Genomic DNA, 13,779 nt, shown 5'->3' with positions numbered 1-13,779 from the left:
CGCAGTGAATGGTGAATGGTGAATAGTGAATGGAGCGTAGGGGATAGTGAGTGTCGGAATAGTCGAATGGCGATGACCATTCACCATTCACCATTCACTATTCACTCGGTTTGACATGGCACAAACTTTCAAGTTCGAACTCGTCTCGCCGGAGCGCCTGCTCGTCTCCGAAGAGGTCGAGGCTGTCGTCATCCCCGGCACCGAGGGTGAACTGACCGTCATGGGCAACCACGCGCCGTTGATGACTACGATCAAGCCGGGTGTGGTGCGCGTCCAGTTCGGCGGCGGTCGCGAGGATCGCTATGTCGTGTTCGGCGGCTTCGCCGACGTGGTGCCCGAAGGCTGCACGCTGCTCGCCGAATCCGCGATCGCGGTGGCGGATGTCGACAAGGACGACATCTCCCGACGCATCCAGGAGGCGCGCGAGGATCTCGACGACGCCAAGGACGACGACCAGCGCTCCAAAGCCGAGCAGCTCATCGCGCAGCTTGCGACCCTGCAGGACGCCGTCTAGAGCGTCACGGCTTCAGGCCTGACCGGGCTGATCCGTACTTTCCTTAACGCAAAATTGACCACGGCGGGCGAAAGCCCGCCGTTTTCGCATCCGCCATCGGTAATTCAGCGTTCCTTAAAGCATCGCTGGCTTGCTCTGCTCGATGCCCGCTCGCGAAGAAGCGGCACGACAGCTTCATTCCGGCCGGGGCGCCGGACCGGAGAAACGACATGGCACTGGCTACCGTCGACCTCGACCACGGGTCCGGCACGGCACGACCGCGGCGGCTGAACGCCGCCTATGCGATGCTTGCGGTGCTGGCACTCGTCAACCTCATGAACTTCATGGACCGGGTCCTGTTCTCGGTCATGCTGGAGGCGATCAAGGTCGATCTGGCCCTGTCTGACACCCAGATGGGGATCGTCAGCGGCGTCGCCTTCGCGGTGCTCTATGGCGTGTTCGGGCTGGTGATGGGGCGGCTTGCCGACACGCGCAACCGGGTGCGACTGCTCTCGGGCGCACTTGCGTTCTGGAGTACGGCGTCGGCGCTTTGCGGTGCGGCGGCAGGGTTCGGGCAAATGTTCGCGGCCCGCGCGATGGTCGGCGTCGGTGTCTCGGGATGCGCGCCCTGCGGCCAATCGATCATCGCCGACTACTTTCCGCCGGAGCGGCGCGCACTCGCCCTGTCGATCTTCGCCGGGGTCGGGACGCTCGGGACCTTCATCGGCCTGGTTGCCGGCGGCCATCTCGCGCAGGCCTATGGCTGGCGCGTGACGTTCCTTCTGTTCGCCATTCCCGGCCTTATCGTCGCGCCGCTGGTTTTTCTGCTCGGGCGCGAGCCGAAGCGAGGCGCCTTCGACAAGGTCGTCTCCAGCCCGGTTTCGTGGTCGTGCGCGATCCAGCATCTTCTCGGCATGCGCACCGCGCGCAACCTTCTCATAGGCACACCGCTGGTACTCGTGACGGTCGGCGTCGCCAACTGGATTCCTGCCTTTCTCCAGCGTGCACACGGCGCGACCGCAGCGGAAGTGGGGACCTATGGCGGCGCCAGCCTCGGCGTCGGGCTGGTGATCGGCACGCTCGCCGGTGGGCTGATCGTCAACGCCTTGCGCAAGCGCAACCGGCTCTGGGAGTTCTGGTGGCCGGCGCTCGCGACGGCCCTTTCGGTGCCGCTGCTCGCCGCCTTCTACCTCGCCGGCAGCGCGTCGGCTGCCTACACGATCCTGTTCTTCGCCTTCCTGATCGCCGGCACCAGCCTTGGACCGTCGCTTGCCTGCATCATGGTAGTCGCCGACGCCTCGCTTCGCGGAACGATGGTTGCGCTGGCGGTGCTGGCATCGTCACTCGTCGCCTACGGCCTGGCGCCGGCGCTTGTGGGGATCATCAGCGATGTGCTGATCGGGCAGGGCTTCGGAGAAGCAGACGGCGAGTCGCTGCGCTACGCGCTGATGACGGCGCTCGTCTTCCCGCTGTTCGGCGCGTATTTCTTCCATCGCGCGGCATCGAGCGTCGCCGCCGACGCGGTCGACTGACCGGCGTCAGCCAAGGCTCGATGCGGGCGGCGTGGTGTGGGGCGAATCGGGCGGCACCTGCGTCGCCACCGGTTCGGTAAATTCCAGTTCACGCACCCATTCGCGCCAGATGGCGACCAGCAGGGCCATCAGGACGGGGCCGATGAAGAGGCCGACAAATCCCATCGTCTTCACGCCGCCGATAAGGCCGAAGAAGGTCGGCAGGAAGGGCAGCTTGATCGGACCGCCGACGAGCTTGGGACGCAGCGTCTTGTCGACGATGAAGAGCTCGACCGAGCCCCACACCCACAGCGCGACGCCGGCAAAGGGCGAGCCGCTCGCGATCAGGTAGATCGAGACCAGGCTGAAGGATAGCGGTGCGCCGCCGGGGATGAGCGCCATCACGCCGGTGATGACGCCGAGCGTGACGGGCGAGGGGGCGCCGGCGATCCAGTAGGCGATGCCGAGAACGATGCCCTCGCCGATGGCGATCAGCGTCATGCCGGTGACGGTCGAGGAGATGGTGGCCGGGACGACGCGGGAGATGCGGCTCCAGCGCGTCGGCAGGATGCGCTCGCCGATGCGGTCGACCTGTCCGACGAAACGCTCGCCGTCCTTGTAGATGAAGAATAGCGCGATCAGCATGAAGAGCAGGTTCAGGAACAGCTCGAACAGACCGCCGCCGGCGGCGAGCACCGCGCGGTAGATGTTGCCGATATTCGCGCCCGAGACGAGCTGCACGAGTTCGCCGATCGCGCCGGGATGGCCGATATAGCGAACCCATTGCTCGTCGATCCAGGAACCGACGGCCGGCAATGCGGCCATCCAGTCCGGCGTCGGGCTGCCGGTCCGGTTTGTCTCGACGGCCCAGAAGAACCATTCGCGCATCTCGTTGGCCGCATAGCTGACGGCCATGATGATGGGGACGACGAGGAAGGTGACGATCAGGACGATGGCGAGCGTGGCCGACAGGATGTTGGAGCCGCCCATGCGGTCGCGCAGGCGGCTGTAGAGCGGCCAGCTCGCAAAGCCGATGACAAGCGCCGCCAGGACGGGAACGAGGAAGCCGTGGAAGAAGTAGATGCCGGCGGCAACGACAAGGACCAGCAGCCAACGCGCGGCCGACAGCGGCGGCACGAGCGCGATCCTGCCCGAACTGGTCGGGCCGAGCCAGCGTGGTTCGTTGGAGGGTCGCTGCGGTTGGTGTTCGTTCACTGGGTTTCCGTCGATCTGCCTGCAATCGAACAGTCGCTGCCATTGTCGGCGCCAGCAAGGCACTGTTTTGGCGAGGCGGTCAAGGCTGGCTTGCGGCCTTGTCGCAGGGCGAGAGCCTGACGACATTGCCGGCGGTCGCCACGATCTGCGAAAGCTGCCGGCAGCGGCCCTCGCCGTCGCAAAGGGTCCAGTCGGCGCCCCGGCCGGCATCCGACAGGACGAGTTCGGGCAGGGGCGGCAGGTCCGGGCGATAATGCCAGGCTCCATCCTTCAGGACGGCGCCTTGCGGGATCTCCATGCCGGCCCCGGTTCCCCTGACGACGGCTTCCTCCAGGACCAGGCCCTGCGGGCTCAGGCGCCAGCGTTCGGACCATTCGATCTTCTCGACCGAATGATCCCAGGACAGCGTGAAGGTCTGGATCGCCAGGGCGATGAGCGTTCCCGCCGCCTCGACGCACAGGTTCATTCGGCCGGGGCCGCATTGCGGGCGGCGCGCGTGCGCCACCAGTGGAACGCGATCAGGGCGAAGCCGAGCGCGAAACCGACTTCGTCGGTGATTGGCAGGGCGAGCACCATGGTGAAGGCGGCGACCATCGCCCATATCCGCTCGAACCAGTTGAGCGGCGCGAGCAGGAAGCCGATCGCGGCCGCGCCCCACAAGGTGATGGAGAAGACGGTCTTCAAGGTGATGTAGGCGACCGCCGGCCAGAAGCCGATGGTTGCTTCCAGCGGGCCGCCGGACTGCATCATCAGCGCCGGCGAATAGACCGCCATGAACGGGATGACGAAGCCGGCCAGCGCGATCTTCACCGCCTGCATGCCGATCTTCATGCCCGATTCCTTGGCGATCGGCGCCGCCGCGAAGGCGGCGAGCGCCACCGGCGGCGTCAGGTCGGCGAGGATGCCGAAATAGAACACGAACATGTGGCTGACGAGCAGCGGCACGCCGAGTTCGAGGAGGGCCGGGCCGGCGATCGAGGAGGTGATGATGTAGTTCGGGATCGTCGGGATGCCCATGCCGAGGACGAGGCAGGTCAGCATCGTCAGGACGAGCGAGGCGAAGAGGCTCTGTTCGCCGATGCGCACGATGAAGGACGCGAAGGTGGAGGCCGAGCCGGTCAGGCTGAGGACGCCGATGATGACGCCAACCATGGCGCAGGCGATGGCGACCGGAAGCGCGTTCTTGGCGCCGTCGGCAAGGGCGTTGCGCGAGACGATAAGCGTCTCGCGCCCACCCTTGACGAAGAAGTTGACCAGGACGAGCGCCGCGATCGTCCAGATGATGACGTTGACGCCATAGCGGAAGAAGGACGCGCAGACGAGGCCGAGCAGCACCCAGTAGAGATAGCGGATCGTCTGGTTCGGAAGGCCGCGGGCGATGGCACCGCCGAGGATCAGCACGGCGGTCAGTGCAAGGCCCATCGTGCCGGCAAAGAGCGGGGTGAAGCCGGTGAAGAGCAGGTAGACGAGGACGCCGAGCGGGATGAGCAGATACCAGCCGGCCTTGAGCGCGCCCAGGGCGCTCGGGGTCTGGTCCTTGCGCATTCCCAGAAGGTTGCGCTTGCCCGCTTCCAGATGGACCATCCAGAAGGCGGAGAAGAAGTAGAGGCAGGCGGGGATGATCGCCGCGATAACGACCTGCGAATAGGGAATGTTCAGCGTCTCGGCCATGATGAAGGCGACAGCGCCCATGACCGGCGGCATGATCTGTCCGCCCATGGAGGAGACGGCTTCGACGCCGCCGGCAAAGGCGGGCTTGTAGCCGAAGCGCTTCATCAGCGGAATGGTGAACTGGCCGGTCGTCACGACGTTCGCGACGCCGGAGCCGGAGATCGTGCCCATGAAGGCGGAAGAGACGACCGCGACCTTTGCCGGGCCGCCCTTGGTGTGACCCACCATGCCGAGCGAAACGTCGGTGAAGAGCTTGATCATGCCCGCACGTTCCAGGAACGAGCCGAACAGGATGAACAGGAAGATGTAGCTCGACGACACGTAGACGGGCGTTCCGTAGATGCCCTCGGTGCCGAAGCCGAGCTGTCCGATCACCTGATCCCAGTCATAGCCGCGATGGGCGAGGACGCCCGGCGCGTATTCGCCGAACAGGCCGTAGAGCAGGAAGATGCCGGCGATGATCGGCAGTGCCGGTCCCATCAGGCGACGCGTGGCCTCGAAGACGAGGACGATCAAGAGGCCGCCGACGATCAGGTCCTGCGTCAGGAGGAAGCCGCCCTCGCGCAGGATGAGGTCGTTGTAGAACACCCAGTAATAGGCGCCGATGCCGAAGCCGAGGATGCCCATCGCCCACAGGACCGTCTTCTTGACGATGCCGCCGCCGGTGAGATTGGCGATCAGCGTGAAGCCGAGAAGCAGGACGAAGCCGACATGCATCGAGCGGACGACCTGGCTGGGAATGGCATGGAAGGCCGCGACCCAGAGCTGGAAGACGGAAAAGGCGATCGCGATGCCGAAGACGATCGTGCCGGCAAGACCGATGCCGAAGCCTGCGGGCAGGCCGTGCTCGGGATCGACGGGAGCGGCGGCCGTCGTCTCTGCGGCGGCTGCCATCGGCGCGTCGCCCAGCCTCTTTTCGGCTTCGCTGCCTGCCAGTTCGGTGTTCTTCGTCATCTTGGGTGACCTCTCCCCATTGCAGGCGACGTGCCCGCTTTATCGAAAAATCCGCCGGCGGGCCGGTGCCCGCCAACGGATGTATCAAGTCCGGTTGTTATCGCGAGAGCGCGATCCTTACTGGATCAGGCCCTGCTCGCGGTAGTAACGCTCGGCGCCCGGGTGCAGCGGCACCGGATTCTCGTCGACTGCGTTTTCCAGCGCGATGGCCGATGCGGCCGAGTGCGAGGAGACCATGCGGTCGAGGTTCTCGTAGAGAAGCTTTGTCATCTGGTAGGCGGTCTCTTCGGAGACGTCCTCGTGGGTGACGAGGTAGTTGATGACGGTCGCCGTCTGCACGTCTTCTTCCTGGCCGTTATAGGTGCCGGCCGGGATGATGCCGGGCGCATAGGGAGCGCCGATCGACTCGACGAGCTCGGCCGGGATTTCCACCACCGTCGTCGGGTTGGTCGTCGCAAGATCCTGGATCGAGGCGACGCCGAGGCCGGCGGACTGCAGCGTGGCGTTGAGCTGGCGGTTCTTCATCAGCTCGACCGATTCGGCGAAGGGCAGGTACTGGACCTGGCCGAGATCCTCGTAGGTCATGTCCGCGGCTTCGAGAATGGCGCGGGTGTTGAGCTCGGTGCCGGAGGCTGGTGCGCCGACCGACAGGGTCTTGCCGCGCAGATCCTCGAGCGTCGTGATGCCGCTATCGGCGGTCGCGACGAGCTGGATGTAGTTGGGATAGATCGCGGCGATGCGGCGCAGCTTGGTCAGCGGCTCGCGGAAGCCGGCTTCCTCGTCGCCTTCCCAGCCCATGACGAGCGAGTCGCCCAGCGAGAAGCCGATCTCGCCGCGGCCCTGCTGCAGGAGGTTCAGGTTCTCGACGGACGCCTTGGTCGCCTGGACCTGCGTGCGCGAGCCTTCGATGCCCTCGCCATAGATCTCGGACAGCGCGACGCCGAGCGGATAATAGACGCCGGACGTGCCGCCGGTGAGGACGTTGATGAATTCCTGCGCCTTGGCGCCGGTCATGGCAACGCCGATGACGAGCGAAGCACCGACGAGGCGCGCGAGGGTCTTAGACGGACGATTGAGCATGGGCATTCCTCCCTGGAAAGTGTCTGTTCTTGTCGAAGTGTTGTCTCAAGTGACGAGACCTGTTCGATAACCCCCCGGTGCGACAAGTCAAGCCGCAAGGGCGCCGATCTCGCCTATCGGCTGCCAGAGCAGGGCATTTTACAACCCGCGCGCGCAAGTCTCGCCCTTGCCAAAACCGGCTTCGGCTGGAAGGAAAGACAGCGATGACTGATGCCGCCCCGACCACCCGTCGCCCCCGCGCCCCGCTGCTTGCTTCGTTCTGCGGCGAGGCACCGCCCGCGCCGGAATGGTTCGCCGACGCGCTGGCGCAGGCACCGGAACGCCGCGTCGTCACGGTCGACGGTGCGGCGATCGAGAATCTCGTCTGGGGCGTGCGCGGCCGGCGCGGGCTCATCTTCCTGCATGGCAATGGCGCGCATGCGGACTGGTGGGATTTTGTCGCGCCGTTCTTCGCCGCCCGCTTCCGCGTCGCCGCACCCTCCTGGTCCGGAATGGGCCGGTCGGACTGGCGCGAGGACTATTCGATCGACCAACATGTCGACGAGGCGATGGCCGCGGCCGAGGACGCAGGCGTGTTCGAGCCTGCCGAGAGGCCGTTCATTGTCGCGCATTCCTTCGGCTCCCTGCCGGCGCTGCGCCTGGCTGACCGGATGCCCGGGCGATTTGCAGGCATGATCATCGTCGACCCGCCGCTTTTTTCCGAGGCGACGCGGGCGGCGCGCAAGCCCGCCGATCCCGAGGCCTATCGCATCCACCGCGTCTATCCCACCCTTGCCGAAGCGCTTGCGCGCTTTCGTTTCGCGCCCGAACAGGCTTGCGAAAATCTCTTCATCGCCGATCACATCGCCCGGCACGGGCTGAAGGAGGTCGAGGGCGGCTGGACGTGGCGGTTCGATCCGCGTCACTGGCGTCGCGGCAACCGCAAGCATGATTTCGATGCGATGTTTGCCCAGTCTAAAGTGCCGCTGGCATTGGTGCTCGGCGCCAATTCGGTTCTCTACAATTCGGACGATCTGGCGCATCTCGATGCTCTGTGCGCGTCGGCATCCGCGCCGAAGACCGTGATCGCGGATGCCGCGCATCACGTCATGGTCGACCAGCCGCTGGCCTTCATCGATGTGGTGCGGGAGCAACTCGAAGCATTCGCCGCTGCGCCATAGTGCCGCCCGCCCTTTCGCAAGGGCCGCGCATCGCGTATCAGCCGCGCTTGCACGCGCGCGAGGTTGCCCCCGGAATGATACGTCTCGAAAATATCAGCAAGCAGAACGGCAAGCAGATCGTCTTCATCGAGGCGTCGGCCGCGCTGCAGAAGGGCGAGAAGATCGGCCTCGTCGGGCCGAACGGGGCCGGCAAAACGACGCTCTTTCGCATGATCACCGGCGAGGAGCAGCCCGATGAAGGCCAGTGCGCGATCGATCGCGGTGTGACGATCGGCTATTTCAGCCAGGATGTCGGCGACATGGCCGGCAAGAGCGCGGTGGCGGAAGTCATAGACGGAGTCGGGCCGGTGAGCGAACTGGCGGCGGAGATGGCCGAACTCGAAGCCGCCATGGGCGACCCGGATCGCGCCGACGAGATGGACGAGATCATCACGCGCTATGGCGAGGTGCAGGGACGGTTCGACGAACTCGACGGCTATGCGCTCGACGGGCGCGCGCGCGAAGTGCTGGGCGGGCTCGGCTTTTCGCCGGAGATGATGGACGGCGACGTCGGCAAGCTTTCGGGCGGCTGGAAGATGCGCGTCGCGCTCGCGAAAATTCTTCTCATGCGGCCCGACGTAATGCTGCTCGACGAACCGAGCAACCATCTCGACCTCGAAAGCCTGATCTGGCTCGAAGCCTTCTTGCAGGGCTTCGACGGCGCGCTGTTGATGACGTCGCACGACCGCGAATTCATGAACCGAATCGTCAACAAGATCGTCGAGATCGATGCCGGCTCGCTGACCTCCTATTCGGGCGACTACGCGTTCTACCAGGAGCAGCGCGCGCTGACAGACTTGCAGCAGCAGGCGCAGTTCGAGCGGCAGCAGGCGATGCTGGCGAAGGAGATCGCGTTCATCGAGCGCTTCAAGGCGCGCGCGTCGCATGCCGCTCAGGTGCAAAGCCGGGTGAAGAAGCTCGACAAGATCGACAAGGTGGAGCCGCCGAAGCGGCGCCAGACGGTGCGTTTCGAGTTTCAGCCGGCGCCGCGCTCTGGCGAGGACGTCGCGACGCTGAAGAACGTCTCCAAGAGCTATGGCAGCCGAACCATCTATGACGGGCTCGACTTTCAGGTGCGCCGGCGCGAGCGTTGGTGCGTTATGGGCATTAACGGTGCCGGCAAGTCGACGCTCCTGAAGCTCGTCACCGGCACGGCCGATCCGGACAATGGTTCGGTGGCGCGAGGACCCAGCGTCAAGATGGGCTATTTCGCGCAGCACGCGATGGAAGTGCTCGACGGCGAGCGGACCGTGCTGCAATCGCTGGAGGATTCGTTCCCGCAGGCGGGGCAGGCGCCGCTGCGTGCGCTTGCCGGCTGCTTCGGCTTTTCGGGCGACGAGATCGAGAAGAAGTGCCGCGTGCTTTCGGGCGGCGAGAAGGCGCGGCTGGTGATGGCGAAGATGCTGTTCGATCCGCCGAACTTCCTCGTCCTCGACGAGCCGACCAACCATCTCGACATCGCGACCAAGGAAATGCTGATCGCCGCGCTCCAGCAGTACGAAGGCACGATGCTGTTCGTCAGCCACGATCGGCATTTCCTCGCGGCGTTGTCGAACCGGGTTCTGGAACTGACCGAGGACGGCATCCGCACCTATGGCGGCGGCTATACCGAATATGTCGCCAGCACCGGTCAGGAAGCACCCGGCTTGCGCAGCTAAAGCGACTTTGCGGCGACGCGCAGCGCGTCGAGGAGTTCTGCCTGCAAGGTAGTCGGCATCCAGCCTTGCCGGGTGGCGATGCCGATCGGACGAGCGGTCGCGGGCAGCGTAAGCTGCAACGGAACCAGAAGGCCGGAATTTTCCTCATAGGCAATCTGGCGGCGCGACATCAGCGTCAGCCGGTCGGAATTGACGAGAAGGCCGCGCAGCGCGACCAGAGAGCCTGTCTCGACGAGGCCACTGCCGCATTGCGCGAGGCCGTGTCGCGCCGACATTTCGTCGAAGATCGCGCGGGTGGGCGTGCCCTTGCGCGGCAATATCCATGGATAGGCGCGAAGGTCTTCGAATTTGAGTTCGGGCCGCGTGGCGAGCGGGTGACCGGCGCGGACCACGACCGACAGCGGATCGTCGAAGAGCGCCTCCTGCGCGATGCCCTTTGCTTCGGAAGCCGAGCGCAGGGCGCCGACCAGCATGTCGATTTCGCCGATGGCGAGCGCATGGGCGAGCGTGTCGTAGGAGCCGTCGACGATCTCGACGGACGCAGACGGGCGGTGGCCGGTCCATGCGACGATCGCCTCCGGCACGATGCGCGTGCGGGCGAAGGGCAGGGTGCCGATGACGACGCGGCCGGTGAATCGGCCGTCGAGTTCGCGGGCGTCCTCGAGCGCATTTTCGAGTTCGCGCAGGACGAGGCTGGCGGCGCGGGCGAGCATGGTGCCGGTCGCGGTCAGGCGGATCGAGTTCTGCCGACCTTCGAAGAGCGGGACCGTGCCGATGCGCTCCAGCTCGCGCGCGGCGCGCTGCACCGAGGGCTCGGCTTGTTCGAGGCGGCGCGCGGCGGCGGTGAAGCTGCTGGTCGACGCGAAGGCTGCGACGGCGCGCAGATGTGCGATGGTGGCATGGGTTTCCAGGAGGTCGATCGCCAAGGCGCGGCCAATGGAGGCGTGGCGGGCAAGGCGCTCGTTGGCTTCGCGCAACAGCGACAGGGCGCGCGCGGCGCGCTCGGTCAGAAGCCGGCCGCGCTCGGTGACGAACACGCCGGAGCCGCGCCGCTCGAACAGTGGGCCGCCGAACTGGCCTTCGAGCTTGGCGATGGCCTGCGAGGCAGCGGGTTGCGACACGCGCACGGCCTCGGCCGCGCGGGTCAGCGAATTGGTTTCGGCGGCGAACTGGAAGAGCCGGACATGGCGCAGATTGGGGTAGGACGACATGGCGCGGATTTAGGCAGGTGCCGTGCCGTTTGGGAAGTGGCTCAGTCGTAGACCAGCCCGTCGAAGAGCTTGCGCGCGGTTCGAAGCACGCCAGCTTCGGTCAGATTGCCGTCGTCGTCGAGGCCTGCGGTCACGGTGAATTCGCCGGTCGGGTGTTCTATTGAGATCAGCATGTTGGGGGTGCGTCGGAGCTCGGCGACCCTTGCTGCCGGGCCGTTTTCGAGCAGGCAGGCGGTGGCGACGCTGACCGCGCCGAGGACACCGATCGCCTGATGGCATACATGCGGGATGAAGGTGCGGGTGGAGATCGCGCCGCCCGCCTGCGCGGCGCTGACGAGCGTCATCTTGGGTACGGATTTTTCCGCGACGTCGCCGAGGTTCATCAATGGCCCGGCCTTCAGGCGGATGGATTCGATGCGCGCCTTCAGTTCCGCATTGGCGTTGAGATGGGCCGGGGTTTCCGTGCCGGTGAGGTCGAAATCGGCGGCCGCCATGACGACGCAGGGCATGCCGTTGTCGATCAAGGTGACGTCGATGCCATCGATCGTGTCGACATCGTTGCCGGTCGGCAGGAGCGCGCCGCAGGAGGAGCCGGCGGTGTCCTTGAAGACGAGGGGAATGGGCGCCGCCGTGCCGGGGACGCCGTCTATCCGGGCATCGCCGGCATAGGTAACGTGGCCATCCGGCGTCCTGACGGTCGCGACGGCGATCTGGCCGGTGTTTTCCATGAAGATGCGCACCCGCGTCTCGCCGTCACTTGCTGCGACGAGGCCGCGCTCGATCGCGAAGGGGCCGATGCCGGCGAGGATGTTGCCGCAGTTCTGCGCGTCGGTGACGATGGGTCTGTCGACAAAAACCTGCAGGAAGAGATAGTCGACATCGACATCCGGCCGATCGGATTTCGACACGACCGCGACCTTGGAAGTGAGCGGATCGGCGCCGCCAAGGCCGTCGATCTGGCGCGGGTCGGGCGAGCCCATGACGCGCAGGAGAAACGCATCGCGTGCGGCTGCGTCAGGAGGCAGGTCGTCCTTGAGGAAATAGCCGCCCTTCGACGTACCGCCGCGCATCCACATGGCGCGAATACCGTTCGTCATCACAGCGCGTCCACGGTACGCGGGAAGATCGACTGGAAGCCCTCGGCATATTTCGCCTCGCGCCCGCCGGCCTGGCCGCCGGAATTGCGCCGGAACTGATTGGCGCGGTTTTCGGCTACGTTGGTGTAGTAGTCCCAAAGGTGCTGCTGGCCTTCCATGCACTCGATGGCGACCTTCTTCTTTTCCCAGACCGGCGTGATGTCGAGGATCGTGTCGGGCTTCCAGGCGCATTGCTCGGTCTGGTGCGGCTCGAACAGATAAAGCTGCGGCGCGCCGAGTACCTTCTCGCCGGGATTGTGGCCCCAGGCCTGCGCGATCATCCGGCATTCGAGCGCGACGCGCGTCGCGTAGGGGTGGTCGGTGTTATAGGGATCTTCCATGGAGTGCGAGAGCATGAAATCCGGCTGGACCTTGCGGATGACGTCGACGAGACGGAATTTGGCGTCGCGGTCGAGTTCGAGCGGATAGTCGCCGCAGTCGAAGAACTGGATGTCGGCTGCGCCAAGGGCAGAAGCGGCGGCTTCCGCCTCTTTACGGCGGGCGGCTTTGACGCCTTCGAGCGTCGCGCCCGCATTCTTCCACAGTTTGGCGCTTTCGCCCCGCTCGCCATAGGAGAGGCAGACGATTGTGACGTCGATGCCCTTTTCGGCGTGGAGCGCGATCGCGCCGCCGCAGCGCCAGACGAAATCGGCCGAGTGGGCGCTGATGACGAGGGCGGTGCTCATGGTTTGGTGCCTCCTTGGGGAACGGGCGGCGTGCCGTGGGTGTGGAAGGATTCGATCGTCTTCAGGCCCCAGGCCTGGCCCTTCTTCCGCTCGGCCTCGGTCCAGACGATCGTCTGCCAGTCGGGATCGAGAACGAGCCGCGCGCCGGCATTGGCGATCTCGATGCGGTTGCCGGCCGGTTCGTAGACATAGAGGAAGTAGGTGCCCTGGATGGCGTGACGATGCGGGCCGGTCTCGATGAAGACGCCGTTCTCCAGGAAGACGTCGGCGGCGCGCAGGATGTCGTCGCGGTGGTCCGCGGCATAGGTCAGGTGGTGGAAGCGGCCGCGCGTGCCCGAATGGTCCTCGGTGCAGGCCATGTCGTAGCCCTTGTTGTTGACCGTGAACCAGCAGCCGCCGATGCGGCCATTGTCGAGCTGGATCATTTCGGTCACGCGGCTGCCGAGCGCCTCGACCATGAAATCGCGGATCTTGGAGACGTCGGTTGCCAGAAGGTTGAAATGGTCGATGCGGCGCGGCGCCGCGCCGCGGCCGTGGAAACGCTGGGCGATGTTTTTCAGCGCGGGCCTTTCGGCCGCGGGCGGCTGGTATTTGTGCGTGTCCCAGTAGAGCTCGAAGACGTGCCCATCGGGGCTGTTGAAGCGGTAGGAGCGGCCGTGGCCGAGGTCGCCGTCGGTCCAGCCGATGCCGAGGCCCATTTTCTCGATGACGGCCACGCGTCGGTCGAGCGCGGCCTGCGACGAGGCGCGATAGGCGCAGTGGGCCATACCGGTGGTGTTCGACGCCGTCAGCTTGAGGGAATGGAATTCGTAGTCGTCCCAGGCGCGCAGATAGACAGAGTCGCCCTCGCGGCCGGCTTCCGTCAGCCCGTAAACATTGACGAAGAAATCGAGGCTTTCCTCGAACTTGTCGGTCAGGAGTTCGACATGGCCGAGATGGGCGACGTCGAAGCAGGGTTCACTCAT

Annotated in this window: 12 protein-coding genes; 4 read left to right on the top strand and 8 right to left on the bottom strand. The window is 65.6% G+C overall.

Going from position 1 to position 13,779, the window contains the following annotated elements; genetic code table 11:
* The first annotated feature begins 115 nt into the window (after window positions 1–115).
* Together ACT6QU_RS09665 and ACT6QU_RS09660 are read left to right on the top strand one after the other, a co-directional pair.
* Window positions 116–514: a F0F1 ATP synthase subunit epsilon gene (locus ACT6QU_RS09665; protein WP_444563595.1), complete on the top strand. Its 399-nt coding sequence runs from the start codon at window positions 116–118 to the stop codon at window positions 512–514.
* 209 nt (window positions 515–723) lie between these two features.
* The gene (locus ACT6QU_RS09660) at window positions 724–2,025 is read left to right on the top strand and encodes a spinster family MFS transporter (protein ID WP_444563596.1); all 1,302 of its coding nucleotides are present in this window, start codon (window positions 724–726) and stop codon (window positions 2,023–2,025) included.
* Window positions 2,026–2,031: 6 nt separating this feature from the next.
* Here ACT6QU_RS09660 and ACT6QU_RS09655 read toward each other — a convergent pair whose 3' ends face one another.
* From ACT6QU_RS09655 to ACT6QU_RS09640, 4 genes are all read right to left on the bottom strand, one after another.
* Window positions 2,032–3,219: an AI-2E family transporter gene (locus ACT6QU_RS09655; RefSeq protein ID WP_024587186.1), complete on the bottom strand. Its 1,188-nt coding sequence runs from the start codon at window positions 3,217–3,219 to the stop codon at window positions 2,032–2,034.
* Window positions 3,220–3,298: 79 nt separating this feature from the next.
* Window positions 3,299–3,685, bottom strand: a complete 387-nt coding sequence (locus ACT6QU_RS09650; RefSeq protein ID WP_444563597.1) for a DUF1850 domain-containing protein — start codon at window positions 3,683–3,685, stop codon at window positions 3,299–3,301.
* Window positions 3,682–5,784 (bottom strand): TRAP transporter permease, encoded by a 2,103-nt coding sequence (locus ACT6QU_RS09645; RefSeq protein WP_444563688.1) that lies wholly within the window; start codon window positions 5,782–5,784, stop codon window positions 3,682–3,684. The genes ACT6QU_RS09650 and ACT6QU_RS09645 overlap by 4 nt, the downstream gene beginning before the upstream one ends.
* Window positions 5,785–5,961: 177 nt before the next feature.
* Window positions 5,962–6,924: a TAXI family TRAP transporter solute-binding subunit gene (locus tag ACT6QU_RS09640; RefSeq protein WP_024587183.1), complete on the bottom strand. Its 963-nt coding sequence runs from the start codon at window positions 6,922–6,924 to the stop codon at window positions 5,962–5,964.
* A gap of 203 nt (window positions 6,925–7,127) precedes the next feature.
* Between ACT6QU_RS09640 and ACT6QU_RS09635 the strand changes: the two genes are divergently transcribed.
* Window positions 7,128–8,084, top strand: coding sequence for an alpha/beta fold hydrolase (locus tag ACT6QU_RS09635; RefSeq protein WP_444563598.1), 957 nt, complete (start codon window positions 7,128–7,130; stop codon window positions 8,082–8,084).
* 74 nt (window positions 8,085–8,158) lie between these two features.
* Complete coding sequence (locus ACT6QU_RS09630; protein WP_444563599.1) at window positions 8,159–9,781, top strand: ABC-F family ATP-binding cassette domain-containing protein; 1,623 nt, start codon at window positions 8,159–8,161, stop codon at window positions 9,779–9,781.
* On the opposite strand, the gene ACT6QU_RS09625 is transcribed toward ACT6QU_RS09630, so the two are convergent.
* The 4 genes from ACT6QU_RS09625 to ACT6QU_RS09610 are packed head-to-tail and all read right to left on the bottom strand — an operon-like array spanning window position 9,778 to window position 13,779.
* Entirely contained in the window at window positions 9,778–10,992 is a 1,215-nt protein-coding gene (locus ACT6QU_RS09625) for a LysR family transcriptional regulator (protein WP_444563600.1), read from the bottom strand. The genes ACT6QU_RS09630 and ACT6QU_RS09625 overlap by 4 nt on opposite strands.
* A gap of 41 nt (window positions 10,993–11,033) precedes the next feature.
* Window positions 11,034–12,092 (bottom strand): 4-oxalomesaconate tautomerase, encoded by a 1,059-nt coding sequence (locus ACT6QU_RS09620; protein WP_444563601.1) that lies wholly within the window; start codon window positions 12,090–12,092, stop codon window positions 11,034–11,036.
* A complete protein-coding gene (locus tag ACT6QU_RS09615; RefSeq protein WP_444563602.1) occupies window positions 12,089–12,814 on the bottom strand; it encodes a PIG-L deacetylase family protein in 726 nt (241 codons plus the stop codon). Before ACT6QU_RS09615 ends, ACT6QU_RS09620 begins: the two co-directional genes overlap by 4 nt.
* Window positions 12,811–13,779, bottom strand: coding sequence for a catechol 2,3-dioxygenase (locus ACT6QU_RS09610; protein WP_444563689.1), 969 nt, complete (start codon window positions 13,777–13,779; stop codon window positions 12,811–12,813). The genes ACT6QU_RS09615 and ACT6QU_RS09610 overlap by 4 nt, the downstream gene beginning before the upstream one ends.

It is taken from the genome of Aliihoeflea sp., assembly GCF_052435475.1.
Taxonomy (GTDB): Bacteria; Pseudomonadota; Alphaproteobacteria; order Rhizobiales; family Rhizobiaceae; genus Aliihoeflea.
This window is presented reverse-complemented; position numbering and strand designations above follow the sequence as displayed.